Below are 24,493 nucleotides of genomic sequence, written 5' to 3'. Positions count from 1 at the left end.
GTCCGGCCTAGAACAGGGCCACTCCCCAGATGCTGAACACCACAAGGGCTGCCGTGACACCGAGTTCCAGCCACCTGATCCTCACAGCGACGGGCGTGTCACTCGCGGTACCGGCGTCGACGGCCCCGGATTCCACCATCTGCTGCCACCGGGCGCGGACAAGCTGTGCAGCCTGGCCCGAGTCGGTGCTTTTCAGGTCGCCTGGACGTACGGACTGGCCCGGGCCGTAGGTGCTCCCGGGCAGGCCCTGAAGGTCCTCCGGGCGGGCGTTGCGGCCGCCCCAGATTCCCGGTGCAGGCGCTGCCCATGCGCCGTAGCTTCGGGCCGGCGTGATCAGTGTCAGTGCATAACGCGTGTCCACCTGCACCAGGGCGGACCACGGCACGGCAATGCTGCGGAACGGATTTTCGAGTGTCACGCCGGCGTCGTGGACCACAACGGACGGACGCCAGAACAGCACCCAGCCAAGGTAGGCGGTCAGCAGCAGCGGACCGGTGCCGGACACCGCTTCTGCCTGGCCGCTCAGGGCCGTGCTGACGAGACCGGCGCCGGCCACCGCCCAGGCAAGCCCGGCGAACCACTTGTTGGTGCGGGCCTTGAAGATCGCCGCGTTTTCGGCGGACGGCGCAGTGCTCATGCCCCCCATAATTCAGGATTCCGCGCCGCGGCACTAATTCCAGCTGCTCCGCCGGCACGCGTGAAAGGAAAACCCCACCATGACTGACTTCATCAGCCACAGCCCCGCACGGTCCGGTTCCGACGGCAAGGGCGCCGTCGTGCTTGAAGTGCGCGACCTGAGCGTCGATTTCGGCGTGGACAAGGTGTGGGTGCCGGCCGCCGTCGGACTTAACTATGAGGTCCGCGCCGGTGAGGTGCTGGCCATCGTCGGCGAATCCGGTTCGGGCAAGAGCGCCAGTTCCATGGCGTTGCTGGGGCTGCTGCCCAGCAACAGCCGCGTCTCCGGCAGTGTCAAACTTTCGGGCAAGGAGCTGCTGGGCGCGGACGCCTCGAACATCCGCAGTGTCCGGGGCAAGGACGTGGCCGTCATTTTCCAGGAGCCCATGACCGCCCTCAACCCCGTCTACACCGTCGGGGCCCAGATTATGGAGACGGTCCGGCTGCACAACGAGGTGTCCCCTGACCAGGCCCGCGAACGGGCCCTGCAGATGCTGGACCTCGTGGAACTGCCCGACCCCGAGAAGGCCTTCAAGTCCTACCCGCACCAGCTGTCCGGCGGGCAGCGGCAGCGTGCGATGATCGCGCAGTCACTCTCCTGCGACCCCAGACTGCTCATCGCGGACGAACCGACCACGGCGCTGGACGTCACGGTACAGGCGGAAATTTTGGACCTCATGAGGAACCTGCGGAACAAGCTGGACAGCGCCATCGTCCTGATCACCCATGACATGGGCGTCGTAGCGGACCTCGCCGACCGGATTGCGGTCATGCGGCGCGGAGTCATCGTGGAAACGGGCACCGCCGAAGAGATCTTCCACCACCCCCGGCACCCCTACACGCAGGCCCTCCTGGCAGCGGTGCCGCACCTCGGGCAGGGTGGAGCGGGCGCCGACACTGACGTGGACGTTACCGCCGCGCTGGCGGCGGCCACGCATGCCGAACTGGAATCGGTCAACCGCGAGGAGCTGCTCCGGCGGGAGCGGGAGAACGCCGCGGCGCTGGCCGCCGCCGAGTCCGCCAGGCCTGCCGGCGAACCCGTCCTGGAGCTGGAGGACGTCGCCATCGAGTACCCCAAGCAGGGGCGCGTGCCGGCATTCCGGGCCGTCGAGGGCGCCAACCTTACGGTCTACCCCGGTCAGGTCGTCGGGCTGGTGGGGGAGTCGGGCTCCGGCAAGACCACCATCGGTCGGGCAGCGGTGGGATTGCTTCCGGTAGCCGACGGCAGGATGAGGGTTGTGGGCCAGGACATTTCCGCCGCGAAGAAGAACGGCAGGCAGTTGCATCAGGTCCGGCGGCACATTGGCATGGTGTTCCAGGACCCGTCCTCCTCCCTGAACCCGCGCCTTCCCATCGGTGAAAGCATCGGTGAGCCGATGTACCTCGCCGGGGTGGCCAAGGGCAACGATCTGCAGAAACGGATCGAGGCGCTGCTGGACCAGGTGGAGCTGCCGCGCGGATACCGCAACAGGTACCCGCACGAACTCTCGGGAGGGCAAAAGCAGCGCGTGGGCATTGCACGTGCCCTGTCACTGAAGCCCAAGCTGATGGTGGCGGACGAGCCCACCTCCGCTCTGGACGTGTCGGTGCAGGCCAAGGTGCTGGAGCTTTTCCAGAACCTGCAGCGGGAGCTGGGCTTCGCGTGCCTGTTCGTCACCCACGACCTGGCCGTCGTCGACGTCCTCGCCGACAGGATCTGCGTCATGCAGCGCGGACGGATCGTGGAGCAGGGGACCCGCGACCAGATCCTCCGCAATCCGCAGGAGCCCTACACGCAGAAGCTGCTGGCCGCTGTGCCCCTGCCCGACCCGGAGCGGCAGCGTGAACGCCGCGAGCTGCGGGCCCAGCTGCTGGCGGCGGGAGCCGAGTAAGCCGCCCTGCGCCCTCGGAGCCGACCGGGCGCGGCCCAGCCGCGCCCGGCCGTACCGGTCCGGGCCTAGCGTCCCAAACCGAGCGAGGACAGGCGGTCCAGCAGCAGCCCGCCCAGGGCGCGGTGGCCGTCGTCGTTCATGTGGACCGCATCGGCGAGGTGGACCTCCAGGTCGTACCTGGTGAGCCAGTCCCCGGCGCTGACGAAGGGTATGCCGTGTTCCGCAGCCACGGTGCCCAGCAGTGCGTCCACTTCCGAACGCCTGCCGCCGCCGTGGTCCGCGCCCTTGGCCAGCGTGCCAATCATGGCGAACTTCGCGCCGGGATACTGCTGCTTGAGCGTCGCGATCAGCCGCTCGGCGTTGGCCCTGATCTGGTCGTCGCCCGCTCCCTGCTTCGCGTCGTTCCCGCCGCCTTCGATGACTACCAGCGGAGGCTGGCCGTAGGGGAGATGCCAGTCACCCCGCTGCAGGGCATCGACATAGTTGCCGGTGGCGCCGTTCGAGGCAACAAAGCCGGTGCCGCCTTTGCCGCAGAAAAACACGTCATAACCCAGCCCCGCCAAGGCACGGCGCGGCCAGCTGTTGCCGGGCTCGGACTGCGAATCCCCGATCAGCAGTGCGGTGCGGCTGATGTCCTCCACGATTACCTCGTCCCGGCCGTTGGCAGGATTCCGGTACAGCGCTCCGGCGGGGAGGGCGGCGGGGTCTGCACCGGCCGCCAGGTCCTCCACGACAGCAGCGCCGGCGGCCACCGCTTCGCCGGGGCCCGCCACCGGGGCGGCAGCACGGGCAGCGCCCTGGGCAGAAACAGGAGGCGCCGTGACGCCTCCGGCGTCGATGCCGGGCCCAACTGTGGCGCTGCAGCCGCTCAAAAGAACGCCGGCGGTGATCAGCGGGCTCATCAGGAGTGCCCTCACTGAGGCTTGAAACATGGGTGGAACTCCTGGCCTGCTCGTACTGGTTTAGCAATAGTGGTGGATCACTTCTCCAAAAGCCAGTGATATTGCTCACGTGACACGGCCATGCACTCACGATTTGGTAACGGGGAACCGGTAGGGGGCTTCCCGGCTTTTAGGCCAATAAAAGGGGGAGCGTCTAGACTTGGTGTAGGTGCCCTGTGCTAAAGGGTCTTATCGTCGTGCGTTCCGGTTGGAAATGTCGCGATACAACAGCTGACTTCACCACTGAATCGAGCAATAACGCATGTCTGAAACCACCACCAACGCCGCGGTAGCCACTGCATCGCGCAGTGATCTGCGCAACGTCGCGATTGTGGCCCACGTTGACCACGGCAAGACCACGCTTGTGGACGCCATGCTCAAGCAGACCAACTCATTTGCCGCTCATAACCACCTCGAGGACCGGGTCATGGACTCGGGCGACCTTGAGCGTGAAAAGGGCATCACCATCCTCGCCAAGAACACCACCGTTGCCTACAACGGCCCGTCGTCGAATGGCGAGACCATCACCATCAACGTGATCGACACCCCCGGCCACGCCGACTTCGGCGGCGAGGTGGAGCGCGGCCTGTCCATGGTTGACGGCGTGGTGCTCCTGGTTGACGCTTCCGAGGGCCCGCTGCCCCAGACGCGGTTCGTGCTGCGCAAGGCGCTGGCCGCACACCTGCCCGTCATCTTGCTGGTGAACAAGACCGACCGTCCTGACGCCCGCATCGACGAGGTTGTCCACGAATCGATGGACCTCCTGCTCGGCCTGGCCTCCGACCTCGCAGACGAAGTGCCCGACCTGGACCTGGATGAGATCCTCAACGTTCCCGTCGTCTACGCAGCCGCCAAGGTTGGCCGGGCTTCGCTCGAGCAGCCGGCCGACGGCGCCGCCCCGGAGAACGAGGACCTCGAGCCCCTGTTCAAGACCATCATTGAGCACATTCCGGCTCCGACCTACAACCCGGACGGCGTGCTGCAGGCCCACGTGACCAACCTGGATGCCTCCCCGTTCCTTGGCCGCCTCGCCCTGCTGCGCGTCTACAACGGCACCCTGCGCAAGGGCCAGACCGTCGCCTGGGCACGGGCCAACGGTGAGCTGAAGAACGTCAAGATCACCGAACTGCTGGCCACCAAGGCACTGGACCGCGTTCCCGCCGAGTCCGCCGGCCCGGGTGAAATTGTTGCAGTCGCCGGCATCGAGGAGATCACCATCGGTGAGACCCTGACCGACGCCGAGAACCCCCAGCCGCTGCCGCTGATCACGGTGGACGATCCCGCGATCTCCATGACCATCGGTATCAACACCTCGCCGCTGGCCGGCAAGGTGAAGGGCGCTAAGGTCACCGCGCGCCAGGTGAAGGACCGCCTGGACAAGGAACTGATCGGTAACGTATCCATCAAGGTGCTTCCCACCGAGCGCCCCGACGCCTGGGAGGTCCAGGGCCGGGGTGAGCTCGCCCTGGCCATCCTCGTGGAGCAGATGCGCCGCGAAGGCTTTGAACTCACGGTCGGCAAGCCGCAGGTAGTCACCAAGACCATTGACGGCAAGATCCACGAGCCGATGGAGCACATGACCATCGATGTGCCGGAAGAGTACCTGGGTGCGGTCACGCAGCTCATGGCCGCCCGCAAGGGCCGCATGACCAACATGGCGAACCACGGTACCGGCTGGTGCCGGATGGAGTTCATCGTCCCGGCCCGTGGCCTCATCGGCTTCCGCACGAAGTTCCTCACGGACACCCGCGGCGCCGGCATCGCGGCCTCGATCTCCGAAGGCTACGAGCCTTGGGCCGGACCGATCGAATACCGCACCAACGGCTCGATGGTCGCCGACCGCGCCGGCGTGGTGACGCCGTTCGCCATGATCAACCTGCAGGAACGCGGCTCCTTCTTCGTCAAGCCCACTTCCGAGGTCTACGAAGGCATGATCGTGGGCGAGAACTCCCGCGCCGACGACATGGACGTCAACATCACCAAGGAAAAGAAGCTCACCAACATGCGTGCCGCTTCCTCCGACACCTTCGAGAACCTGACGCCGCCGCGTGACCTGACCCTCGAAGAGTCCCTCGAATTCGCCCGCGAGGACGAGTGCGTTGAGGTCACCCCGGAAGCCATCCGCATCCGCAAGGTCATCCTGGACACCAACGAGCGTGCCAAGGCCAACCGCGCCCGCGCGAAGGCATAACCAGCGCCTTCCATTCCTGCAAATCCCTGAGACGGGGAGCAGCTGACGGAAGTGTGTGAACAAGAGAGCTGCCGGCACGGCAGGCGGCCTGGCCGCCGCCGGGCCGGCAGCTCTTTTTTGCAGCCCCCGCAGGTGCCGTATGGCACCGTCAACAGACCCAGCAGGCAGGACTAGTCAGCCGTCGGATCCCGGTGGTGGGCGATCATCAGCGAGGTGGCCTCGCCGTCGTCGTCGGCCGGCAGGGCCATGTATTCGTCGAGCACAGCGCGCAGCTTGTCCAGCATTTCCTGCCTCCGGGCGGTGTTGAACTTCACGCCCAGGCGCCACACTTCGATGTCCTCCGGCGGCAGGTCCCGGGTCTCCTGCAGGAAGGTTTCGATCAGGATGGGCGCGACGTTGTCCACGGACGTGGCCCAGGACTTGCGGCTGGCGATGTAGGGCACCTCAGCGGCGCCCCGCCGGCCTTTGCGGCGCTCTTCGGCGAGCAGGAAACCGGTCCGCACCAGGGTGCGCACGTGATGCAGGCTGGAAGCGGGATTGATGCCCAGGAGCTCGGCGATTTCCTTGTTGGTTCGGGCTTGGTGAAGGCACAACCGCAGGATCCGAAGCCGGAGCGGAGAGCTGAGCGCACGGCCCTTCGCCACCAGGTCAGCATCGTCGCTTTCCGGCGCGGGTGTCATAGCGTCAGTCTAGCCAGCAATAACTGATTGACATATATCAATCGCTACTGGAAACTGATGCGGTGACAGCCGAACGGACCGCTGCAGGGGAAGCATCCAAGTCGCTGTTACTGGACCGCAACTTCACCACCTTCTGGGCCGGGCAGGCCATGAGCCAGCTCGGCGCACAACTGGGTCAACTGGCGTTTCCGGTACTGGCAGTGTCCCTGCTGCATGCCTCGGAATTCGAGGTGGGCGTGCTCAACGCAGCCGGCCTCGCCGCGTTTCTCATCGTGGGCCTGCCGGCGGGGGCCTGGGTGGACCGGTGGCTGAAGCGTCCCACCATGATCCATGCCGACCTCACGAGGATGGCCGCCATGGCAGCCGTGCCGCTGCTGTGGTGGGGCGGGCTGCTTGAGATTTGGCACCTCTACGTCATCGCGGCGATCGTCGGCACGGCCACAGTGTTCTTCGACGTCTCTTACCAGAGCTACGTTCCCGTCCTTGTCGCGCCCGGCCAGGTGAACCAGGCCAATTCAAAGCTGGAGGCAACGGCCCAGATAGCCAGGATCGGCGGGCCGGCCGCCGGTGGCCTGCTGCTGGCAGTGGTCACGGCTCCGGTGCTCTTCATCGGCGAGGCCATCGGCTACTTCCTGTCCGCGATCTTCCTCGCCCGCACCCGTGACCGGGAGGTGGCCGCGCCGCTGGCGGACCGGCGTCCGCTGCGCGCGGAGATCAAGGAAGGACTCGGGTTTGTCATCCGGCATCCGCTGATCAGCCGCATCGCAGCCTGCACGGCTGCCATGAATTTTTGCGGCATGATGATTTTCACGATGATGCCGGTGCTGGTCCTGCGGACCCTCGACCTCGGCGCGCAGGGGATGGGGCTGGTCATGGCCGTGGGCGCTGCCGGCGGCCTGCTGGGGGCAGTGGTCGCCCCGAAGCTGGCCGCCCGGGTGGGGGAGGGCACGGTGATACCGCTCTGCGCGGTGGCCAGCTCCGTGTTCCTGGTTCCTCTGCCGTTGGCTGCCATGGTCGCCGAACCCGCTGCATCCCTTGTGCTGGTGCTGGTCTCCGAGTTCTGCTTCGGGTTCGTGGTGCTGGTCTACAACATCATGCAGCTCAGCATGCGCCAGCGCGTGTGCCCGCCCCGGCTGCTGGGGAGGATGAACGCGTCGATCCGGTTCGTGGTGTGGGGAGTCATGCCGCTGGCGGCCCTGGCGTCCGGCCTTCTCGCCGAGCAGCTCGGCCTCATCGCCGTCATCTGGATCGGAACCGCCGGCAGTTTCCTGGCAGCCGCCCCGGTGGTGTTCTCGCCGTTGCTGCGCATGCGCACCCTGCCCAGCCAGGTCGAGGGCAGCTAGCTCCGCGGACTTCGCCGCGCCGGCGGGGGCGGCACTTGCTTGGCGGCCACCACCCGCTCGAGGTGGATGACGACGTCGGCACTGCGGGTGCGCACGGTGCATTCCGTCGCGCCGCACTCCAGAAGGTCTCCCAGCGCGTCCGTGAACCCGCCTTCGATCCTGTACCTCACCACCACACGGGTACCCGGGGAAGCGGCGGCGAGGAAGTCACGGGGTGCGGAGGGCGGCAGGTTCACGCGTTTATCGTATGACGCCTCCCGACTGTGACGCCTGTGGACCGTGACGCCGGTGGACTGTGACGCGCCGCTACGTTCGCTAAGCGGGGCTGGGAGATAATAGGCTCTGAAGTCAGAGAGTCCGGCATGCAGGCCGGAAGTACCATCCGGCGCTAGGCCGGTACCAACCTGGAGAGGCAAGGGACGTGACGTACGTAATCGCGCAGCCGTGTGTAGATGTCAAGGACAAGGCATGCATTGAGGAGTGCCCCGTCGATTGCATCTACGAAGGCGAGCGCTCCCTCTACATCCACCCTGATGAGTGTGTCGACTGCGGCGCCTGCGAGCCTGTCTGCCCCGTTGAGGCCATCTACTACGAGGATGACACCCCGGAGGAGTGGGCCGATTACTACAAGGCCAACGTCGAGTTCTTCGACGAGCTGGGTTCACCGGGCGGCGCCGCCAAGATCGGCAACACCCACACGGACCACCCGATGATTGCAGCGCTTCCGCTGCAGAACCAGGACCACTGAGGCCCGTAGGTGACTACAGCTGTCCGCAGTTTTGGCCTGAGCCTGCCCGAATACCCGTGGGAGGCCATGGCGCCATACCTCGCTAAAGCGGCCGAGCATCCGGACGGCGTGGTCAACTTGTCCATCGGCACGCCGGTGGACCGCACGCCCCAGCTGATCCAGGAAGCGCTCCGCGCTGCCGCAGACGCCCCCGGCTATCCCACGGTGCACGGCACTGCCGCACTGCGCGAGGCCATCGCCACCTGGTTTGCACGGCGCCGCGGCGTTGAGGGACTCGATCCCCGCGACATCATGCCCACGGTCGGTTCCAAGGAACTCGTGGCCTGGCTGCCGTTCCTGCTAGGGCTGAAGCCGGGCGACGTCGTCGTCCGTCCCACTGTCGCCTATCCGACTTATGACATCGGAGCCACCTTTGCCGGTGCCACGGCCGTTGCCGCCGATGACCTCGATGAACTCGACGCAGCCACGCGCGCGAAAGTCCGGCTCGTCTGGGTCAATTCACCTGGCAACCCCACGGGAAGTGTCAGGGACGTCGACTCCCTGCGCCGGATCGTGGACCAGGCGCGGGAAGTCGGGGCCGTGGTGGCCTCCGACGAGTGCTACGCGGAGCTTGGCTGGGGCGAATGGGACCTGCAGCGCGGCGGGGAAGCCGTGCCCAGCATCCTGGATCCCAGCGTCGCCGGGGGCTCCCACGAGGGTCTCCTCGCCGTCTACTCGCTCAGCAAGCAGTCCAACCTCGCAGGCTATCGGGCCGCTTTCGTGGCCGGGGACTCCGCGATCATGGCGAACCTGGTCAACAGCCGCAAACATGCCGGCATGATCATGCCCTATCCGGTCCAGGAAGCAATGCGCGTGGCACTCGGGGACGACTCGCACGTGCAGGAGCAGAAAGACCTTTACCGGGGCCGCCGCGAGCGGATCGTGCCCGCACTTGAAGGCTTCGGGCTCACCATTCATGAATCCCATGCAGGGCTTTACCTGTGGTCCACGGCCGGAGAGGCTACCTGGGACACCATCGGCAGGCTCGCCGAGCGGGGCATCGTTGCAGGACCCGGGGTCTTCTACGGCGAGGCCGGGAATGGATTTGTGCGCGTGGCACTGACCGCATCGGACGAACGGATCGAGGCCGCGGTAGCCAGGCTGGCCCCGTAACAATAGGTGTGACACCGGCCACAACCGGCGCATATTTGCGGCGAACAGGGCCCTTCGGATTAGTGGCAGGCGGAAAGTGGCGGTACTTTTTAACTGACTATCAATGGTGGCTTTCTACAAGAAGGCAGCACGGCCGTTGGATGTCCCGCCGGTGCGGGATCCCCGCGCGGCTCACCTGATGTTGGATCAAGCTTTCTAGAGAGGCCAAGAGGCCTCATGAAGGGGACTCCATGACTGAGACCACCAGCGCACCTGAGACCACCAGCGCGACCCTGCACCACGCAGGCGGCGAACTCGAACTCCCGCGCATCAAGGTTGTAGAGGGAAACGAAGGCTACGACGTTTCCAAACTTCTGAAGCAGACCGGCGCCGTCGCCTTTGACCCTGGCTTCATGAACACCGCCGCGACCACCTCGGCGATCACCTACATTGACGGCGACGCAGGAATCCTGCGCTACCGTGGCTACCCGATCGAGCAGCTCGCACAGCACTCCAGCTTCCTCGAAGTGTCCTACCTGCTGATCTACGGCAACCTGCCGACTCCCACCGAGCTGGAGGACTTCGACCAGCGGATCCGGCGCCACACGCTCCTGCACGAGGAGCTGAAGGGCTTCTTTGGCGGCTTCCCGCGGGATGCGCACCCGATGCCCGTGCTGTCCTCCGCCGTCTCGGCGCTGTCCACGTTCTACCAGGACTCCCTGGACCCGTTCAACGCCGAGCAGGTGGAAGTTTCCACCATCCGCCTCATGGCAAAGCTCCCCGTCATCGCCGCCTACGCGCACAAGAAGTCGATCGGGCAGCCGATGCTGTACCCGGACAACTCCATGAACCTGGTGGAGAACTTCCTGCGCCTGAGCTTCGGCCTGCCTGCGGAGCAGTACGAACTGGACCCGGTTATGGTCAAGGCGCTTGACCTGCTCCTGATCCTGCACGCCGACCACGAGCAGAACTGCTCCACCTCGACCGTGCGCCTGGTGGGCTCCTCGAACGCCAACCTGTTCGCCTCCGTCTCCGCGGGAATCAACGCCCTGTTCGGCCCGGCCCACGGCGGTGCCAACGAGGCTGTCCTGAAGATGCTGCGCCAGATCCAGGCCGACGGCACCAAGCCGGAGGACTACATGGAGAAGGTGAAGAACAAGGAAGACGGCGTCCGCCTCATGGGCTTCGGACACCGCGTCTACAAGAACTACGATCCGCGCGCCAAGATCGTCAAGGCAACGGCCCACGAGATCCTCGGCAAGCTCGGCGGCAACGACGAGCTGCTGGACATCGCGCTGCGCCTTGAAGAGAAGGCCCTGAACGATGACTACTTCATCCAGCGCAAGCTCTACCCCAACGTGGACTTCTACACCGGCCTGATCTACAAGGCCATGGGCTTCCCGGAGAAGATGTTCACCGTGCTGTTCGCGATCGGACGCCTTCCCGGCTGGATCGCCCAGTGGCGCGAAATGATCAGCGATCCCACAACGAAGATTGGCCGCCCGCGCCAGCTTTACATCGGATCGCCGGAGCGCGACTACCCGGCCCGCTAATCCCCACCGGCTCCCAAGCCCCGCGCGCTCGGTTCGGGACCCTCGCCGGTGTGGGCCCACACCGGCTCCAAAACCTCGCACGCTCGGTTCGGGTCCCTCGCCGGTGTGGGCCCTTTCAGCGGATTACGACGGCGGCCGCCCACCTACAGAGGTGGGCGGTCGCTGTTTTTCCGTCTGGAACCACGGAAAGGAGCCCCGCCGCCAGCCATTAACCTCCCCGGGCCGTGGGCATAGACTGGAGCCGGAGAGCGGCTTGCCGCATCCATAGGGGGCGATTGTCGAGATGCCAAGGGAGGCATACGGATGCAGCACACAGGCGGTCCAGGCTGGCGGATCACCATGGACACGTCGGGGCCCATGCTCATTGCCCTTTATATAAGAGACATCGCGGGGCTCGATGGTGCCGGCTTTCCGGCGCTTTCCCATGTTGCCCCGAAAATAAGGCACGCCGACCATTCGCATCTGACGGCCGAAGTGGGCGGGATCAGTGCCCTGAAGACGGAGTGGGAAGCCTGGTGGGAGCAGCTGCTGAAGGCGCATCCGCAGATGTCTCCAGAGATGTCGCCGCCCGGATTCAACGCCTTCGCGAACTCCCCGGCGCTCCGCCGGGTCCTGCAGGCGCACTTCGGCGCAGCCCTGACCTGGGCCCGCGAACGCCGCAAGGAGTACGCGGAGCTTGAGGCCGAGCGGTCAGCCGGAGGATCAGCCCACCTTCTCGAGGACATCGTGGAGGACCGGCTGCTGGAGGTGGGCAGGGACTCACGGGACTTCGACCTCACCATCATCGAGCTGCCCCTCGACGAGCAGCGGGCGTGGTTCCTGGAACCGGACAAGATCATCATGAGCCATGACCTGCTGAAGCAGCCGGAAGTCTTCCGCAGCTACCTGCAGCCCGTAGTGGAAATCCTCGTCTGACCCGGACTTAGCCGGCCCCTGTCTTATCCGGCCTCTGCGGCCAACGTGATTGTTACCGTGCCGCCGGCTGCCGGAAAATCCTGCCAGCCGTTCCTGGCCTGCCGGTTCCAGCTCATTCCGTCCACGTCCACCTGCACCACGGCAAGTTCCTTGGCGTTGGCCACTGCCCAGTGGGCTACGGACCACGCGAGATCGTCCGTGGCCTCCACTTCCACGGTCTGACCGGCCGCAGATGAGGGGACGCTTCCGTACGCTGCTTCCAGCTGGACCCGCAGTGCCTCCGGGTCTCCATTGCGTTCGGGGGAGCGGAGAGTGCAGTCCAAGCCAGCAGGCGTCTGGCCGCTCAGGGCAGAAGCAAAGGAACGGCCCATCGTCTCGTGCTGGGCGTATGCCCGGGGGTATGCCGAGCGCTGCACGCGTTGGGCAGCCTCGGTGATGTCCATGGCTGCATAGCCAGGGATCTCGACCAGCGCGTCGTAAAAGGCATTGGCTGCGTAGAGGGGATCCATGACCTGCGCCGTGGTACCCCAGCCCTGCGAGGGACGCTGCTGGAAAAGTCCGCGGGAGTCCGGTCCGGCCAGGTCGCCGTGGTCAATGTTGCGCAGCTTCGATTCCTGCATCGCCGTGGCCAAAGCAATGCTGGCCGCTCGCGGCGGCAGTCCCCGGCGGACCGAAACAGCAACGATCAGGGCGGCGTTTGCCGCCTGGTCGGTGGCCAGGTCTGCCTGCTGCGAGCCGACTTTGGCTGTGCACCCTTCCACGATGAGCCTCTCAGAGCGCTGCACGAGGGTGAACCCTGTATAGATGCCGCCGCCGAGCAGCGCAACGGACAGCGCCCCAACCACCGCAGCCCGCAGTTTGCGTCGCTGTGTCACGTCGGTACTCCCCTAAAACCGGGCTTAAAGCCGTGGGCGGCCGGCAGGAGCGCCGGCCGCACATGGACGGTCAGTTGGCGTGCAGGGCGTCGTTGAGCTCCACCGTTCCGCCCTTGCGGGGGAGTACTTCCACTTCGCCGGTGGTGGAGTTGCGGCGGAAAAGCAGGTTCGGGACGCCGGAGAGCTCAACGGCCTTGACAATCCTGGCAGTGTCTTCGCCGTCGGCATTCTTCGGTCCGACAACGCGGACCCGGGTGCCGGCCGTGACGTAGAGTCCGGCCTCCACAACGGAGTCATCACCGATGCTGATGCCCACGCCGGAGTTGGCTCCCAAAAGGACGCGCTGGCCGAGCGCAACCTTCTCCTTGCCGCCGCCCGAGAGGGTGCCCATGATCGAGGCGCCGCCGCCGACGTCGGTGCCGTCGCCCGCCACGACGCCAGCGGAGATGCGGCCTTCCACCATGGAGGTGCCCAGGGTGCCGGCGTTGAAGTTGACGAAGCCCTCATGCATGACCGTGGTGCCCTCGGCGAGGTGGGCGCCCAGGCGGACGCGGTCGGCATCGGCAATGCGCACGCCGGTGGGCACAACGTAGTCCACCATGCGGGGGAATTTGTCGACGCCGTAAACGGTCACGGCGCCGCGCCTGCGCAGCTTCGCGCGGGTCAGTTCGAAGCCGTCCACGGCGCAGGGGCCGAAGTTGGTCCACACGACGTTCGGCAGCTTGCCGAAGACGCCGTCGAGGTTCAGGGTGTTCGGCTGGACGAGGCGGTGCGAGAGCAGGTGCAGCCGGAGGTAGGCGTCGGCCGTGTCCGCCGGAGCTTCATCCAGGTTGATCTGGACGAAGACCACCTTCTGCTCGGTGCCGCGGTCCGCGTCCGCGCCGCCCGCGGCGATTGCGGTCAGGGTTTCGTCGGCGTTCTCGACCGCGCGGAGGGACTCGGCTGCCACGCCGAGGGCAGGGGCGGGGAACCAGACATCCAGCACCGTGGCATCGCCGTGGCGGGTGGCGATGGTGGCCACCCCGAATCCGTAGGCCGAACGGGATTCGTCGGACAAAGGCTGGGCAGCGGGCACGGCGGAAGAAGCGGTTTCAGTCATGGCCCCAGTCTATCGAGACGGCCCGCAAGCACCGAAACTGGTCCGCTACAACGGAGTCGCATTTGGGGCCGTTCCTTGTGCCGGGAACGGCCGGTGCTGCGGCGCCCGTAAGCCCGTGCTGCGCCCCCGATGGGAGGGGCGTGGCGGGGGGATACAGTTGGAGGGTGATTGCCGAAACCGCACCCGTAACCCTCGACCTCCGCCAGGACGTGGCGCTGCTCACGGCAGCGTTGATCGACATCAACAGTGTGTCCGGCAACGAAACTGAGCTGGCAGACGCCGTCGAACTGGCTCTCCGGCAACTCCCCGGCCTTGACCTGCTGCGCGACGGCGACTCCATCATCGCCCGCACATCCCTGGGGCGAAGTGAACGGGTTATCCTCGCCGGCCACCTGGACACCGTCCCGCTGCCGGTCACCGGGGGGTCGCTGGGGACGGTGCCGTCCACGTGGCCTTCCGGGGCGCCGGGAGACGGGGTCCTGTACGGCCGCGGCGCCACCGACATGAAGGGCGGCGTCGCCGTCCAGCTGGCGCTCGCTGCTTCACTGTTCGACAGCGGCGCGCAGCCGTCCAAGGACGTCACCTTCGTCTTTTACGACCACGAGGAAGTGGAAGCCGTCAAGAGCGGCCTCGGAAGGCTGGTGCGCAACCACGGGGCGCTGCTGGAAGGCGACTTTGCGATCCTCCTCGAGCCGACGGACGGCACCGTGGAGGGCGGCTGCAACGGCACCATGAGGTTCGAGGCCACCACGGTGGGGGAGGCAGCCCACTCGGCCCGGGCCTGGATGGGAAGCAACGCCATCCATGCCGCAGCACCCATTCTTGGCAGGCTCGCCTCATACGAGCCGCAGACCATTAATGTGGACGGCCTGGACTACCGGGAAAGCCTGAACGCCGTGAAGATCCACGGCGGAACCGCCGGCAACGTCATTCCGGACCGCTGCGTGGTGGAGATCAACTACCGCTTCGCGCCTGACAAGACCCCGGCCGAGGCGGAGGCCCACGTGAGGGATCTGCTGGCCGGCTTCAACGTCGTCTGCACCGACAGCGCCGCAGGCGCACGGCCGGGACTCAACCACCCTGCCGCCGCCTCATTCGTGGCTGCAGTGGGAGCCGAGCCCAAACCCAAATACGGCTGGACCGACGTCGCGCGTTTCAGTGACCTGGGTGTCCCGGCGGTGAACTTTGGGCCGGGGGACGCGCTCCTGGCGCACAAGGATAACGAGCACGTGGAAGCCGAAGCCGTCCGCGCCTGCCTGCGGGCGCTGCAGAAGTGGCTGGCCTGATAAAAGACACCAGTTTCTGCTGGGAGTAACCATGCGGAAGGCCCGCAACCGCGAGGTTGCGGGCCTTCCGCCTTTAGATCCTGCCGGACGCGCCGCTACTTGATCGCGGTGGTGACCCCGGCGGTGGGGGCCTTCGCCACGCCGCCGGCTGCCTTCTTGGAGCCGTGGCGCTCAATCCAGATGGCGAGGCGGGACACTGCCAGGTTGATGGCGATGTAGATCGCCGCAGCCACGAAGAACACGGGGAACAGGAACTGCGGCCCGAGGAAGTCCGCCATGACCTGCACCGCGCGCAGGAGTTCGCCGTACGCGACGATGTAACCCAGCGACGTGTCCTTAAGGAGGACCACCAGCTGCGCCACGAGTGAGGGCAGCATGCGCCGGATCGCCTGCGGGAGCTCGACCGTCAGCCGTGACTGGAAGCTCGTCAGGCCGATTGCCAGGCCGGCCTCGCGCTGTCCCTTCGGGAGGGACTGGATGCCCGCGCGAATGATCTCCGCGAAGATCGCGGCGTTGTACAGGACCAACCCGGCGACCACGGCGATGAACGGACTGGTGGCAAACACCAGCAGGACGAACAGCATCATCAACACCACGGGCATGCCGCGGAAGAATTCCAACACGATCCTCGTCGGTACCCGGATCCACGCGACGTCCGAGATGCGCATCAGGCAGAGCAGCAGCCCCAACGGGAAGGCAATCACGGCCGCGATGGCGGCGGCTCCCAATGTGGCGCCAATGCCGTCAAGAATCAGGGACCAGACATCCGCCTGGCCGAAGATCGCCCACCTCCGCGCCTCGAAAATTCCCTGCTGCGCCAGTGTGTAGAGCGCAAAAGCGAGGAGGCCGGCGATGAGAACCACGCCGATGATCGAGCCGATGAGTGAAATTCTGCGGGCTTTGGGACCCGGGACGTCGTAGAGAACGGAGGTCATCGCGCGATCGCCACCTTTCGTTCAACCTGGTGGGCGAGGTAGCCCAGCGGCACGGTGATCAGGAGATAGAAGAATGCAACGCCCACGAGGACCCACATAACGGCATCACCATGATCGTTGGCCAGCTGCCTGCCGTAGCCGAACAGCTCCAGGACAAAGAACGCGCCGGCTACGGATGAATTCTTGACCAGCGCGATCAGGATGTTGATTAGAGGCGGAATCACCGTGCGCAGGGCCTGGGGCAGGATGACCACGGACAGCACCTGGCCGAAGGTCATGCCGATGCTGCGGGCAGCCTCCGCCTGGCCCACCGGAACACTGTTAACGCCCGAGCGGACTGCTTCGGCGATAAAGGCGGCCGTATACGCGCTAAGTGCGATGATGGCTGCGATTTCGAACTGCTCGAACGTGACTCCGAGCCGGGGCAGGACGATGGCGGCGAAAAAGAAGGCGATGGTCAGCGGGGTGTTACGCACCACCTCCACGTAAGCCATGCTGAACCCGCGCAGCGCTGCGACCGGGGATACCCGGGCGGCTGCCAGGAGGGTGCCAACGACGAGGGCGATGATGCCGGAAACGACGGCCAGGAACAGGGTTCTGAGAAAGCCGTCCCAGTACTGCGGGAGGCTTTCAATGATGACGTCCATAGGGTCCTTCAGCTGCGTTTGTGGGGAATGTGCGGTAAATGAAAGCGGCGGTCACCGGAGCCGGGGATAGCCCGGTTACCGGTGACCGCCACGCCTGTCTTAGTAGCGGTCGATCGTGGGAAGTTCCGGAGCCGTCTTGATGACTGCGCCGGCGGTGTCCTCCCAAGCCTTCTTGTAGGATCCGTCCTTTGCGAATTCCTCCAGCTGGTCATTGATCCAGGTGCGGAATTCGGTGTCGTCCTTCTTCAGGCCGATGCCGTAAGGCTCCTTGGTGAACGTCTCCTCGGAGGCGAGCTTGAAGGCGTCCGGTTCCTTGTTCACGAAGCCGGCCAGGATGACGTTGTCCGTGGTGATGGCCTCGACCTGGTTGTTGCGCAGCGGTTCAAGGCAGGCCGAGTAGGTGGTTGCCGGAACGAGGACAGCTCCGTACTTTTCCACGATGGTGCCGGCAGGAGTGGAACCGGTAACGGAGCAGACCTTCTTGCCCTTGACGTCTTCAGGCTTGGTGATGGTGGTGTTGTCCTTGTTCACCATGAGGGCCTGGCCTGCCTCGTAGTACGGGCCGGCGAAGTCCACTTCTGTTTTGCGCTTGTCGTTGATGGTGTAGGTGGCAATGATCATGTCCACCCTGCCCTGCTTAATGAACTGCTCGCGGTTGGCGGAGACGGTTTCCACCCATTCGATGTTGTCGGCGGAGATGCCGAGCTTGGCTGCGAGGAGCTTGCCGATCTCCACGTCAAAACCAACCGGCTTTCCGTCCAGGCCCTTCTGGCCGAACAGCGGCTGATCAAACTTCGTGCCGATGGTCACCTTGCCGGCGGAGGAGAGCTTCTCCATGGTGGAGCCGGCAGCAAAGCTGGGCTTCTCGGCGGGGCTGGGGTTGGTACCGCCGCCGGTGCCGCCGCCACATGCGCTCAGGCTCAGCGCCAGGGCTGCGGATGCTGCTACCAGAAGGGACTTCCTTCGGGTCAAAAATGCCTTCATGACATTCCTTTCATTGGGCGGCCGCCAAGGACGGCCAAGGGTGAACCCGGAGGTTCAGTGAGTAAGGAGCTTGGACAGGAAATCCTTCGCCCGGCTGCTCTGGGGATTGGTGAAGAATTGTTCGGGTGTGGCGTCCTCAACGATCTGGCCGTCCGCCATGAACACCACGCGGTCCGCGGCCTTGCGGGCGAAGCCCATTTCGTGGGTGACCACAATCATGGTCATGCCCTCCTTGGCCAGCTGGATCATGACATCCAGGACCTCGTTGATCATTTCCGGATCGAGCGCGGAGGTGGGCTCATCGAACAGCATGACCTTCGGCTTCATGGCGAGGGCGCGGGCGATTGCAACACGCTGCTGCTGGCCGCCGGAGAGCTGGGCGGGAAGCTTCGGAGCCTGATGGCCCACGCCTACACGCTCGAGGAGGGCCATGGCTTCCTTGTCCGCCTCACCCTTGGACATGCCCTTGACCTTGATGGGTCCGAGGGTGACGTTTTCAAGGATGGTCTTGTGGGCGAAGAGGTTGAAGGACTGGAAAACCATTCCGACGTCGGCACGGAGGCGTGCGAGCTCCTTGCCTTCCTCCGGCAGGACCTTGCCGTCGATCCTGATGTCGCCGTTGTCGATGGTCTCAAGGCGGTTGATGGCTCGGCACAGCGTGGACTTGCCCGAACCCGAGGGCCCAATGACCACAACGACCTCGCCCTTGCGGACCTGGAGATTAATGTCCTTCAGAACATGCAGCTGGCCGTAATGCTTGTTCACGGCATTCAGGGAGACGAGCGCATTGTCCGGCACTTGAGTTGTCATGAGAAGAATCTATCGAAGAACTCTCACATATGACCGCAATCACTCCAACTTCCTGCTGATCGTAATTCAAGAGATACCTGCAGGTCAGCAGGTTAGCCTTGGACGATGAGCATCAATGCAGATCCGTCTAAGTCCGCCCAGCCCCGCCGCAAGGGGCCCCTCGAGCTCCGCCGGAAGCAGGCGGCAGTGGAGATGTCGGACCAGCGGCTGCTCGACACCAAGGGGCCGGGCCACTTCATCCATACCGACCCGTGGCGGGTCATGCGCATCCAAAGCGAATTCGTTGAAGGCTTCGGTGCCCTGTCCGACCTTGGCCAGGCGGTGAGCGTCTTCGGTTCCGCCCGCACCAAACCGGGCAGCACGTTCTACGACATGGGCGTTGAGGTGGGGCGCAAACTGGCAGAAGCCGGAGTCGCCGTGATCACCGGCGGGGGTCCCGGCTCCATGGAAGCCGCGAACCGGGGTGCAGTGGAGGGCAACGGCGTTTCCGTCGGCCTGGGGATCGAGCTGCCGTTCGAGCAGGGCCTGAACCAGTGGGTGGACCTGGGCATCAACTTCCGTTATTTCTTCGCCCGGAAGACGATGTTCGTCAAGTACGCGCAGGGGTTCATTGTCCTGCCCGGCGGCCTTGGGACCCTCGACGAGCTGTTCGAAGCCATGGTTCTGGTCCAGACGCAGAAGGTGACCTCGTTCCCCATCGTCCTCCTCAGCTCTGCCTTCTGGGGTCCGATGCTTGAATGGATCAAGGGCACGCTCGTGGCGGAGGGGATGGTTTCCGAGAAGGACCTGGATCTGATCCAGGTGGTGGACACCCCGGAGGAGGCCGTGAACTTCGTCCTCCACGGCCACGTCCGGGAGCCATCCCCAGACGAGGAGCAGCGGCCTGAGTAGCCGCGGCGCCGGGGTCTGGCACGATGGGTGATGTGAGCAACTACCTCGTCTTCCTTGCGATCGTCCTGATCGGCGTCACCGCCATCTTCGGGACCGACCTTGGAGCCAAGATCTTCCGAAAGAAACCTTCGAGCACGCCGTTGACCGACGGCGGCTTTGAAGAGCCGGTGGCGTCGCTCCCTCCCGTCCTGCTGCCGGAGGAAGCAAAACCGGACGACATTGACCGGGTGCGCTTCGCCCTTGGGCTGCGCGGCTACCGGATGGACCAGGTGGACCAGGTGCTCGACGATCTGCGGGACCAGCTTGCCGCCAAGGACGCCGAGATCGCAGGACTGCGTGCTCATCTCCGGGGTGAGATCCCCGGCGCGGCCGAGGCGAATGCCCTGCCCGCGATCCGTACGGACAACGGGGAGAGTCCGGTTCCCACGGACCGGCATGTTGCCGAGGAGCGGTCTTGACCGGTCCGGCTTCCGGTTCCGCACGAACAGATGAGCGCCCGCAGCCGTCGGCTGTGACCGCAACGTTGGCCGCCGCCACCGGACGGCTTTGGGGGAAGGCCATGCGGTGGCCTTGGTGGGTGCAGGTTGCCGCCGTCTATGTGGCGGCCCGCATGGTCAGCGCCTGCATCTTCATGGCTGCTGCCCTGCACCAGGGGGTGAACCCGTGGTTCCCCGCCAAGCCCGATTACTGGCACTTCATCAATATTTGGGACGCGCGCTGGTACGGCGACGTCATTGACAACGGTTACCCCACGGAACTTCCGGTCGACAGTGCAGGGAACGTCCAGGAGAACGCGTGGGCGTTCTATCCAGTGTTTCCACTGCTGGGGCGGGCGCTTTCGGCCGCCACCGGACTTGTCCCTCCAGTCTCCCTGACCCTCATCGCAATGCTTGCCGGCTTCGCTGCGTCCTTCGTTGTCTACTCCCTGTTCCGTCACCGGACGGAACATGGAGCGGCGCTGTGGGGGGTGGCCTTCTTTGCCACGTTCCCCGTCAGTGCCATACTCCAGGTTCCCTATGCGGAATCCCTGAACATCCTCCTGCTCGCCTCAGCGTTGCTGCTGGTACTCCGGCGGCATTACCTGCTGGCCATTCCGGTAGTGGTGCTGATGGCCCTCTCCCGGCCGACCGGTGTTCCCTTCGCAGCCATGGCCGGAATCCTCTTCCTGTACCGCCTGTGGGAGGCCTGGCAGGGCACCGGGCGGAGGGCCGACCCGGGCCGCCATCACGGAAAAACCCACAGCCCCCGCGAGCTCTGGGCGCTCGCGGCCCTGACTGCGGCCAGCGGGATCTCCGCGCTCCTGTGGCCCGCCATCGCCTGGGCAACCACCGGCGACATCGCCGCCTACACCAAGACCGAGACGGTGTGGCGCGGGCACGACCTTGTGCCCTTCAAACCGTGGTTTGATACCGGCGTCCTCCTCTTCGGCCCGGTGCTGGGCCTTGCCGCACCCTTCGTGTTCGCCGCGGTGTTCGCGCTGTTCCTGCTGTCGCGGCCGGTTGCGCAGCTTGGGACCGAATTGAGGCTGTGGTGCGCCTGCTACATGGGCTACCTGATCGTGTTCCTGCACCCGCAGACCAGCACATTCCGGATGCTGCTGCCGCTGTTTCCCCTGGCGCTGGGCGCAGTCCTAGTGTCCCGTTCGAAGGCTTACCGGGGAGCGGTCCTGACCATGTTCATCCTGCTGCAGATCGTTTGGGTCGTCTGGCTGTGGGCGTGGGCCGAGCTGCCCGGCGGCGGTGACTACCCGCCCTGACCGGCTGTCCATCCCGGGGCTGAGCCGCCGGGAATCACGGCCGGAGCGATTGTCCATCGATTAGCTACAGACGGGTAATTACAGGATAATAGGGGTTAAGCAAGGACAAATAGCATTTCGAAGACTTCAGTCATGGCGGCTGCCGAAACCAGTCGCCGCGCGGCTTGTTTGACCATGCGGACTCAGCCCGGCCGGGCTGCTCAGTCCTGGGACTACTGGAGGGGATATTCCTCATGGCGGCTATGAAACCACGCACCGGCGACGGCCCTATGGAAGTAACCAAGGAGGGCCGCAGCCTGATTATGCGTGTGCCGCTCGAAGGCGGGGGGCGGCTCGTCGTCGAACTCAATGCCGCTGAGGCGGCCAACCTCAAGGAATGCCTCGTAGGCGTTACCGAATAGTTTGCAGGCAGGGCCTGTAGCCGGAAGGCTGCGCGCCCTGCCTCACTTTTAGCCGCGGCTTCCAGACCGCGGCCCTTTACTTCTTTACAGCGACCAGCAGGCCATCGCCGGTGGGCAGCATGGCGGAAGCGAGCCGGTCGTCGTCGCGGACGGCCTTGCCAACCTGCCGCAGCACCACCGTTGTCGCGTCACGGGCAGCGGGATTGGAGACGCGGTCCTTGTCCAGGGCGTCGTTGACGATCAGGAGGCCGCCGGACTTGAGCAGGCGCACGGCCTGGTCCACGTAGCGCGGGAAGTTGGGCTTGTCCCCGTCAACAAAAACGAGGTCGTAGGCTGCATCGGTCAGCCGGGGCAGGACGTCGCCGGCCCGGCCGGAGATGGTGCGCGTGCGGTTCGCGGGGCTGCCGGCTTCCTGGAAGGCCTCGCGTGCGGCCCTCAGATGCTCCACATCCACATCGATCGTGGTCAGCACCGCCTGCGGGCCGAGTCCGCGGAGGAGGCACACGCCGGACACACCGGCCCCCGTGCCGATTTCGACGGCGGTCTGTGCCTTGGACGCCGCGGCCAGAACCGTGAGCACCGCCCCCACACCGCGGCCGATGGGCGTCACACCCAGCTCAAAGGAGCGTTCCCGGGCGCGCAACAGGACCTCATCCTCAGCAGGCAGATCTTCTGCATAGGACCAGCTCGTGGACTTATCGGCGCTCATGGGTATCGCTTTCTGGGCGGCAGGAGGGTGTTTCATACAGAGTACTGTGTCCGGGCGGGTGTCGCGGGACGGTGACGGCCGGTCCGGCAGTCCCGCCGGGCGGCTTTGGGGAGCGTTGCGCCCACGGCTAAAGGTGGCCCCGCAGTCAGGAAATTCCCAGCCAAGTTTGAAATGATAAATATCCGCTCATCCAAGGGGTGATCGGCGCCGAACCAATGATGTAATCAACATCAGGCGTTAGTACATCCACGAGGGGAGTGGACGATGTCAGGATCAGTTGTGGCACCTGTCCCTGCAGTTGAAGAGCCCGAAGCCGACTGGGTCATGCCCACCTGGGAAGAAGTGGTGACCAACCACTCGGCCAAGGTGTACCGGCTCGCCTACCGTCTCACCGGCAACAAGTACGACGCCGAGGACCTCACCCAGGAGGTGTTCGTCCGCGTTTTCCGTTCACTGGAGAACTTCAAGCCGGGCACCCTCGACGGCTGGCTGCACCGCATTACAACCAACCTGTTCCTGGACCAGGCCCGGCGCAAGACCCGCATCCGCTTCGACGCCCTGGCCGAGGACGCCGAATCACGGCTGCCGGGGAGGGAACCGGGACCGGAACAAAGCTTCGAGTTCAACAACCTGGACCTGGACGTCCAGGCCGCCCTGGAAGAGCTGCCGCCGGACTTCCGTGCCGCCGTCGTGCTGTGCGACCTTGAGGGCCTGTCCTACGACGAGGTGGCCGAGGCGCTGGGCGTAAAGCTGGGCACTGTCCGCTCGCGGATCCACCGCGGACGCACCATGCTGCGTGAAAAGCTCGCCCACCGCGATCCGCGGCCCCAGCAGTCGCGCGCGCCGCGGCTTAAGCTGCCCCGTATCGCCGGGATTCTCTGATCGGCGCCATGCACCGCTTCACCCACATGCTGAAGGATCTTGGGAAGGCAGCAGCCTCCTTTCCTCTGGCAGGAACGCAGCACCCGGGCACCCCGGAACATGCGGACCAGTGCGCCGATTGTGCTGCGGCCTTCCGCCGGCAACGCCAGTACCTTGAGAGGCTACGCGACGCCGCAGTCCCCGCCGTGAGCGACGACCTGACCGAGAGGCTCCTGCTCCGCACGCGGGAGCTTGCTGCGGCCCCTCCCGCTCCGGCGTCCCGGACGGCTCCCTTCAAGCTGGCGGGCCTGGCTGCCGGAGGCGCCGCCATGGTGACCGCGGGCGCCGTTGCCGCAGGTGCCTACATGGCCGCGGGGGATCCGCCCCAGTATGCAGCGGCGTCGTTCTCGGGGGAGTCGAGGGACACGTTGCAGTCGGGGGATTCTGCGAAGGCCGGCGAAACAGGCCAGGCCGGCCTGCCCCTGAAGGCAACAGGAGGTGCGCCTGCCGCCGACGCTGCCGGTGGAACCCCCACGGATGCCCTCGTGGCGTCGCTGCGCTCCCGCGGCTGGGCGTGCCCGGATCTTGGCTCCATGGGCTTCCACGTGGTGTCCGCGGCGTCGAAGACCTACGCCGGACAGGCCGCGGTCGAACTTCGCCTCTCAGACGGAACACACACGGCAACCGTCCTGGAACAGCACACGGCGGCGGGGGGTAACGCGGGGCTGCAGGGAACCGCACCGGACACAGCGCCCGTGAACCCCCTGACAGGGCACGCCGCCACTGAGGACGGCTTCGTCGCCGTGGATGAGCCCATCGTGGCTGGCTCCGGCACCGGGGATGGCCGGCTTTGGGTGAAGGCGTCTCCACCGTGGAGCGCCATCTACCAGACCGCACGCAGCACGTTCACTTACGTCTCCGACCTGCCCGCGAACGTTGCGGACGATGCCTTGGCAGTGCTGTCCGCGGCCGACGGTGCCTGGAGCCGGAGCGGCGGGAACCACGTGCGCGGTGAGGATGGAGTCTTGGAACCGGGAGTATCGGCAGCAGCCGATTTCCGGCCTTCCGCCGGCAGCGCGGGTAGCGAAGAGGTGACGGAGCGGCTGCAGCGCGGACTCCGTAAAATGGCCCTCCAGCTGGACTACATGACCGGGCACTCCGACCGGTGACGCGGTACTGTTTGAGCTCTGC

At 65.6% G+C, this 24,493-nt stretch carries 25 protein-coding genes; 14 read left to right on the top strand and 11 right to left on the bottom strand.

Annotation, left to right across the window (positions count from 1 at the left end; translation table 11 throughout):
• Window positions 1–7: 7 nt before the first annotated feature.
• Complete coding sequence (locus ACIP9X_RS06415) at window positions 8–637, bottom strand: PH domain-containing protein (RefSeq protein ID WP_400478892.1); 630 nt, start codon at window positions 635–637, stop codon at window positions 8–10.
• 79 nt (window positions 638–716) lie between these two features.
• Between ACIP9X_RS06415 and ACIP9X_RS06410 the strand changes: the two genes are divergently transcribed.
• On the top strand, window positions 717–2,546 hold the full coding sequence (locus tag ACIP9X_RS06410) for an ABC transporter ATP-binding protein (RefSeq protein ID WP_400478891.1): 1,830 nt from the start codon (window positions 717–719) through the stop codon (window positions 2,544–2,546).
• A 65-nt stretch (window positions 2,547–2,611) separates the two neighbouring features.
• On the opposite strand, the gene ACIP9X_RS06405 is transcribed toward ACIP9X_RS06410, so the two are convergent.
• On the bottom strand, window positions 2,612–3,478 hold the full coding sequence (locus tag ACIP9X_RS06405; RefSeq protein ID WP_400478890.1) for an SGNH/GDSL hydrolase family protein: 867 nt from the start codon (window positions 3,476–3,478) through the stop codon (window positions 2,612–2,614).
• A gap of 271 nt (window positions 3,479–3,749) precedes the next feature.
• On the opposite strand from ACIP9X_RS06405, the gene typA reads away from it, so the two are divergent.
• Window positions 3,750–5,678 (top strand): translational GTPase TypA, encoded by a 1,929-nt coding sequence (typA, locus tag ACIP9X_RS06400; protein ID WP_400478889.1) that lies wholly within the window; start codon window positions 3,750–3,752, stop codon window positions 5,676–5,678.
• Window positions 5,679–5,848: 170 nt separating this feature from the next.
• Here typA and ACIP9X_RS06395 read toward each other — a convergent pair whose 3' ends face one another.
• Window positions 5,849–6,358 (bottom strand): helix-turn-helix domain-containing protein, encoded by a 510-nt coding sequence (locus ACIP9X_RS06395; protein ID WP_400478888.1) that lies wholly within the window; start codon window positions 6,356–6,358, stop codon window positions 5,849–5,851.
• A 62-nt stretch (window positions 6,359–6,420) separates the two neighbouring features.
• Here ACIP9X_RS06395 and ACIP9X_RS06390 point away from each other — a divergent pair, with 62 nt between their 5' ends.
• A complete protein-coding gene (locus tag ACIP9X_RS06390; protein ID WP_400478887.1) occupies window positions 6,421–7,701 on the top strand; it encodes an MFS transporter in 1,281 nt (426 codons plus the stop codon).
• Here ACIP9X_RS06390 and ACIP9X_RS06385 read toward each other — a convergent pair.
• Window positions 7,698–7,937, bottom strand: coding sequence for a hypothetical protein (locus ACIP9X_RS06385; RefSeq protein WP_400478886.1), 240 nt, complete (start codon window positions 7,935–7,937; stop codon window positions 7,698–7,700). The two genes, ACIP9X_RS06390 and ACIP9X_RS06385, sit on opposite strands and share 4 nt — an antisense overlap.
• A 185-nt stretch (window positions 7,938–8,122) precedes the next feature.
• Between ACIP9X_RS06385 and fdxA the strand changes: the two genes are divergently transcribed.
• From fdxA to ACIP9X_RS06365, 4 genes are all read left to right on the top strand, one after another.
• Complete coding sequence (gene fdxA / locus ACIP9X_RS06380) at window positions 8,123–8,449, top strand: ferredoxin (protein ID WP_400478885.1); 327 nt, start codon at window positions 8,123–8,125, stop codon at window positions 8,447–8,449.
• Window positions 8,450–8,458: 9 nt separating this feature from the next.
• A complete protein-coding gene (gene dapC, locus ACIP9X_RS06375) occupies window positions 8,459–9,601 on the top strand; it encodes a succinyldiaminopimelate transaminase (protein ID WP_400478884.1) in 1,143 nt (380 codons plus the stop codon).
• A gap of 230 nt (window positions 9,602–9,831) precedes the next feature.
• A complete protein-coding gene (locus ACIP9X_RS06370; protein ID WP_400478883.1) occupies window positions 9,832–11,133 on the top strand; it encodes a citrate synthase in 1,302 nt (433 codons plus the stop codon).
• Window positions 11,134–11,436: 303 nt separating this feature from the next.
• Complete coding sequence (locus ACIP9X_RS06365) at window positions 11,437–12,048, top strand: hypothetical protein (RefSeq protein ID WP_400478882.1); 612 nt, start codon at window positions 11,437–11,439, stop codon at window positions 12,046–12,048.
• 23 nt (window positions 12,049–12,071) lie between these two features.
• Here the strand turns inward: ACIP9X_RS06365 and ACIP9X_RS06360 are convergent, their stop codons facing one another.
• Window positions 12,072–12,923 carry a hypothetical protein gene (locus ACIP9X_RS06360; RefSeq protein WP_400478881.1) on the bottom strand — a complete coding sequence of 284 codons (852 nt, stop codon included), beginning with the start codon at window positions 12,921–12,923 and terminating at the stop codon, window positions 12,072–12,074.
• 70 nt (window positions 12,924–12,993) lie between these two features.
• Window positions 12,994–14,022: a 2,3,4,5-tetrahydropyridine-2,6-dicarboxylate N-succinyltransferase gene (dapD, locus tag ACIP9X_RS06355; RefSeq protein ID WP_400478880.1), complete on the bottom strand. Its 1,029-nt coding sequence runs from the start codon at window positions 14,020–14,022 to the stop codon at window positions 12,994–12,996.
• Between the two features lie 164 nt (window positions 14,023–14,186).
• Here dapD and dapE point away from each other — a divergent pair, with 164 nt between their 5' ends.
• Complete coding sequence (gene dapE / locus ACIP9X_RS06350; protein WP_400478879.1) at window positions 14,187–15,308, top strand: succinyl-diaminopimelate desuccinylase; 1,122 nt, start codon at window positions 14,187–14,189, stop codon at window positions 15,306–15,308.
• A 95-nt stretch (window positions 15,309–15,403) separates the two neighbouring features.
• Here the strand turns inward: dapE and ACIP9X_RS06345 are convergent, their stop codons facing one another.
• From ACIP9X_RS06345 to ACIP9X_RS06330, 4 genes are all read right to left on the bottom strand, one after another.
• On the bottom strand, window positions 15,404–16,243 hold the full coding sequence (locus ACIP9X_RS06345; RefSeq protein WP_400478878.1) for an amino acid ABC transporter permease: 840 nt from the start codon (window positions 16,241–16,243) through the stop codon (window positions 15,404–15,406).
• Window positions 16,240–16,890, bottom strand: coding sequence for an amino acid ABC transporter permease (locus tag ACIP9X_RS06340; protein WP_400478877.1), 651 nt, complete (start codon window positions 16,888–16,890; stop codon window positions 16,240–16,242). Before ACIP9X_RS06340 ends, ACIP9X_RS06345 begins: the two co-directional genes overlap by 4 nt.
• A 99-nt stretch (window positions 16,891–16,989) precedes the next feature.
• On the bottom strand, window positions 16,990–17,874 hold the full coding sequence (locus ACIP9X_RS06335) for a glutamate ABC transporter substrate-binding protein (protein ID WP_400478876.1): 885 nt from the start codon (window positions 17,872–17,874) through the stop codon (window positions 16,990–16,992).
• 54 nt (window positions 17,875–17,928) lie between these two features.
• The gene (locus ACIP9X_RS06330) at window positions 17,929–18,684 is read right to left on the bottom strand and encodes an amino acid ABC transporter ATP-binding protein (RefSeq protein WP_400478875.1); all 756 of its coding nucleotides are present in this window, start codon (window positions 18,682–18,684) and stop codon (window positions 17,929–17,931) included.
• A gap of 105 nt (window positions 18,685–18,789) precedes the next feature.
• Here ACIP9X_RS06330 and ACIP9X_RS06325 point away from each other — a divergent pair, with 105 nt between their 5' ends.
• The 4 genes from ACIP9X_RS06325 to ACIP9X_RS06310 all read left to right on the top strand — a co-directional run bounded on the left by ACIP9X_RS06325 (window position 18,790) and on the right by ACIP9X_RS06310 (window position 21,732).
• Window positions 18,790–19,575, top strand: a complete 786-nt coding sequence (locus tag ACIP9X_RS06325) for a TIGR00730 family Rossman fold protein (RefSeq protein WP_400478874.1) — start codon at window positions 18,790–18,792, stop codon at window positions 19,573–19,575.
• A 32-nt stretch (window positions 19,576–19,607) separates the two neighbouring features.
• Window positions 19,608–20,033, top strand: coding sequence for a DivIVA domain-containing protein (locus tag ACIP9X_RS06320; protein ID WP_400478873.1), 426 nt, complete (start codon window positions 19,608–19,610; stop codon window positions 20,031–20,033).
• Window positions 20,034–20,134: 101 nt separating this feature from the next.
• The gene (locus tag ACIP9X_RS06315; RefSeq protein ID WP_400479050.1) at window positions 20,135–21,331 is read left to right on the top strand and encodes a hypothetical protein; all 1,197 of its coding nucleotides are present in this window, start codon (window positions 20,135–20,137) and stop codon (window positions 21,329–21,331) included.
• A gap of 233 nt (window positions 21,332–21,564) precedes the next feature.
• Window positions 21,565–21,732, top strand: coding sequence for a DUF3117 domain-containing protein (locus tag ACIP9X_RS06310; RefSeq protein ID WP_009357720.1), 168 nt, complete (start codon window positions 21,565–21,567; stop codon window positions 21,730–21,732).
• Between the two features lie 76 nt (window positions 21,733–21,808).
• Here ACIP9X_RS06310 and ACIP9X_RS06305 read toward each other — a convergent pair whose 3' ends face one another.
• Complete coding sequence (locus tag ACIP9X_RS06305) at window positions 21,809–22,441, bottom strand: O-methyltransferase (protein ID WP_400479049.1); 633 nt, start codon at window positions 22,439–22,441, stop codon at window positions 21,809–21,811.
• A 264-nt stretch (window positions 22,442–22,705) separates the two neighbouring features.
• On the opposite strand from ACIP9X_RS06305, the gene sigE reads away from it, so the two are divergent.
• Both sigE and ACIP9X_RS06295 read left to right on the top strand, forming a co-directional pair.
• Window positions 22,706–23,323 carry an RNA polymerase sigma factor SigE gene (gene sigE, locus ACIP9X_RS06300; RefSeq protein WP_400478872.1) on the top strand — a complete coding sequence of 206 codons (618 nt, stop codon included), beginning with the start codon at window positions 22,706–22,708 and terminating at the stop codon, window positions 23,321–23,323.
• An 8-nt stretch (window positions 23,324–23,331) separates the two neighbouring features.
• Window positions 23,332–24,471 (top strand): hypothetical protein, encoded by a 1,140-nt coding sequence (locus tag ACIP9X_RS06295; RefSeq protein WP_400478871.1) that lies wholly within the window; start codon window positions 23,332–23,334, stop codon window positions 24,469–24,471.
• The last annotated feature ends 22 nt before the right edge of the window (window positions 24,472–24,493 follow it).

Origin of the sequence: Arthrobacter sp. NPDC093125 (genome assembly GCF_044754225.1) — a bacterium.
Taxonomy (GTDB): domain Bacteria; phylum Actinomycetota; class Actinomycetes; order Actinomycetales; family Micrococcaceae; genus Arthrobacter.
Note: the sequence above shows the minus strand (reverse complement) of the source record. Positions and strands in the feature narration are given on the sequence as shown.

Bases quoted from the DNA above. Each gene is read 5' to 3' on its own strand.
- ACIP9X_RS06330 (WP_400478875.1), bottom strand. From the start codon at position 18,684: ATGACAACTCAAGTGCCGGACAATGCGCTCGTCTCCCTGAATGCCGTG.
- ACIP9X_RS06340 (WP_400478877.1), bottom strand. From the start codon at position 16,890: ATGGACGTCATCATTGAAAGCCTCCCGCAGTACTGGGACGGCTTTCTC.
- ACIP9X_RS06325 (WP_400478874.1), top strand. From the start codon at position 18,790: ATGAGCATCAATGCAGATCCGTCTAAGTCCGCCCAGCCCCGCCGCAAG.
- ACIP9X_RS06305 (WP_400479049.1), bottom strand. From the start codon at position 22,441: ATGAGCGCCGATAAGTCCACGAGCTGGTCCTATGCAGAAGATCTGCCT.
- sigE (WP_400478872.1), top strand. From the start codon at position 22,706: ATGTCAGGATCAGTTGTGGCACCTGTCCCTGCAGTTGAAGAGCCCGAA.
- typA (WP_400478889.1), top strand. From the start codon at position 3,750: ATGTCTGAAACCACCACCAACGCCGCGGTAGCCACTGCATCGCGCAGT.
- ACIP9X_RS06310 (WP_009357720.1), top strand. From the start codon at position 21,565: ATGGCGGCTATGAAACCACGCACCGGCGACGGCCCTATGGAAGTAACC.
- ACIP9X_RS06365 (WP_400478882.1), top strand. From the start codon at position 11,437: ATGCAGCACACAGGCGGTCCAGGCTGGCGGATCACCATGGACACGTCG.
- ACIP9X_RS06395 (WP_400478888.1), bottom strand. From the start codon at position 6,358: ATGACACCCGCGCCGGAAAGCGACGATGCTGACCTGGTGGCGAAGGGC.
- ACIP9X_RS06410 (WP_400478891.1), top strand. From the start codon at position 717: ATGACTGACTTCATCAGCCACAGCCCCGCACGGTCCGGTTCCGACGGC.
- ACIP9X_RS06315 (WP_400479050.1), top strand. From the start codon at position 20,135: ATGCGGTGGCCTTGGTGGGTGCAGGTTGCCGCCGTCTATGTGGCGGCC.
- ACIP9X_RS06345 (WP_400478878.1), bottom strand. From the start codon at position 16,243: ATGACCTCCGTTCTCTACGACGTCCCGGGTCCCAAAGCCCGCAGAATT.
- ACIP9X_RS06335 (WP_400478876.1), bottom strand. From the start codon at position 17,874: ATGAAGGCATTTTTGACCCGAAGGAAGTCCCTTCTGGTAGCAGCATCC.
- ACIP9X_RS06405 (WP_400478890.1), bottom strand. From the start codon at position 3,478: ATGTTTCAAGCCTCAGTGAGGGCACTCCTGATGAGCCCGCTGATCACC.
- ACIP9X_RS06295 (WP_400478871.1), top strand. From the start codon at position 23,332: ATGCACCGCTTCACCCACATGCTGAAGGATCTTGGGAAGGCAGCAGCC.
- ACIP9X_RS06415 (WP_400478892.1), bottom strand. From the start codon at position 637: ATGAGCACTGCGCCGTCCGCCGAAAACGCGGCGATCTTCAAGGCCCGC.
- dapD (WP_400478880.1), bottom strand. From the start codon at position 14,022: ATGACTGAAACCGCTTCTTCCGCCGTGCCCGCTGCCCAGCCTTTGTCC.
- ACIP9X_RS06370 (WP_400478883.1), top strand. From the start codon at position 9,832: ATGACTGAGACCACCAGCGCACCTGAGACCACCAGCGCGACCCTGCAC.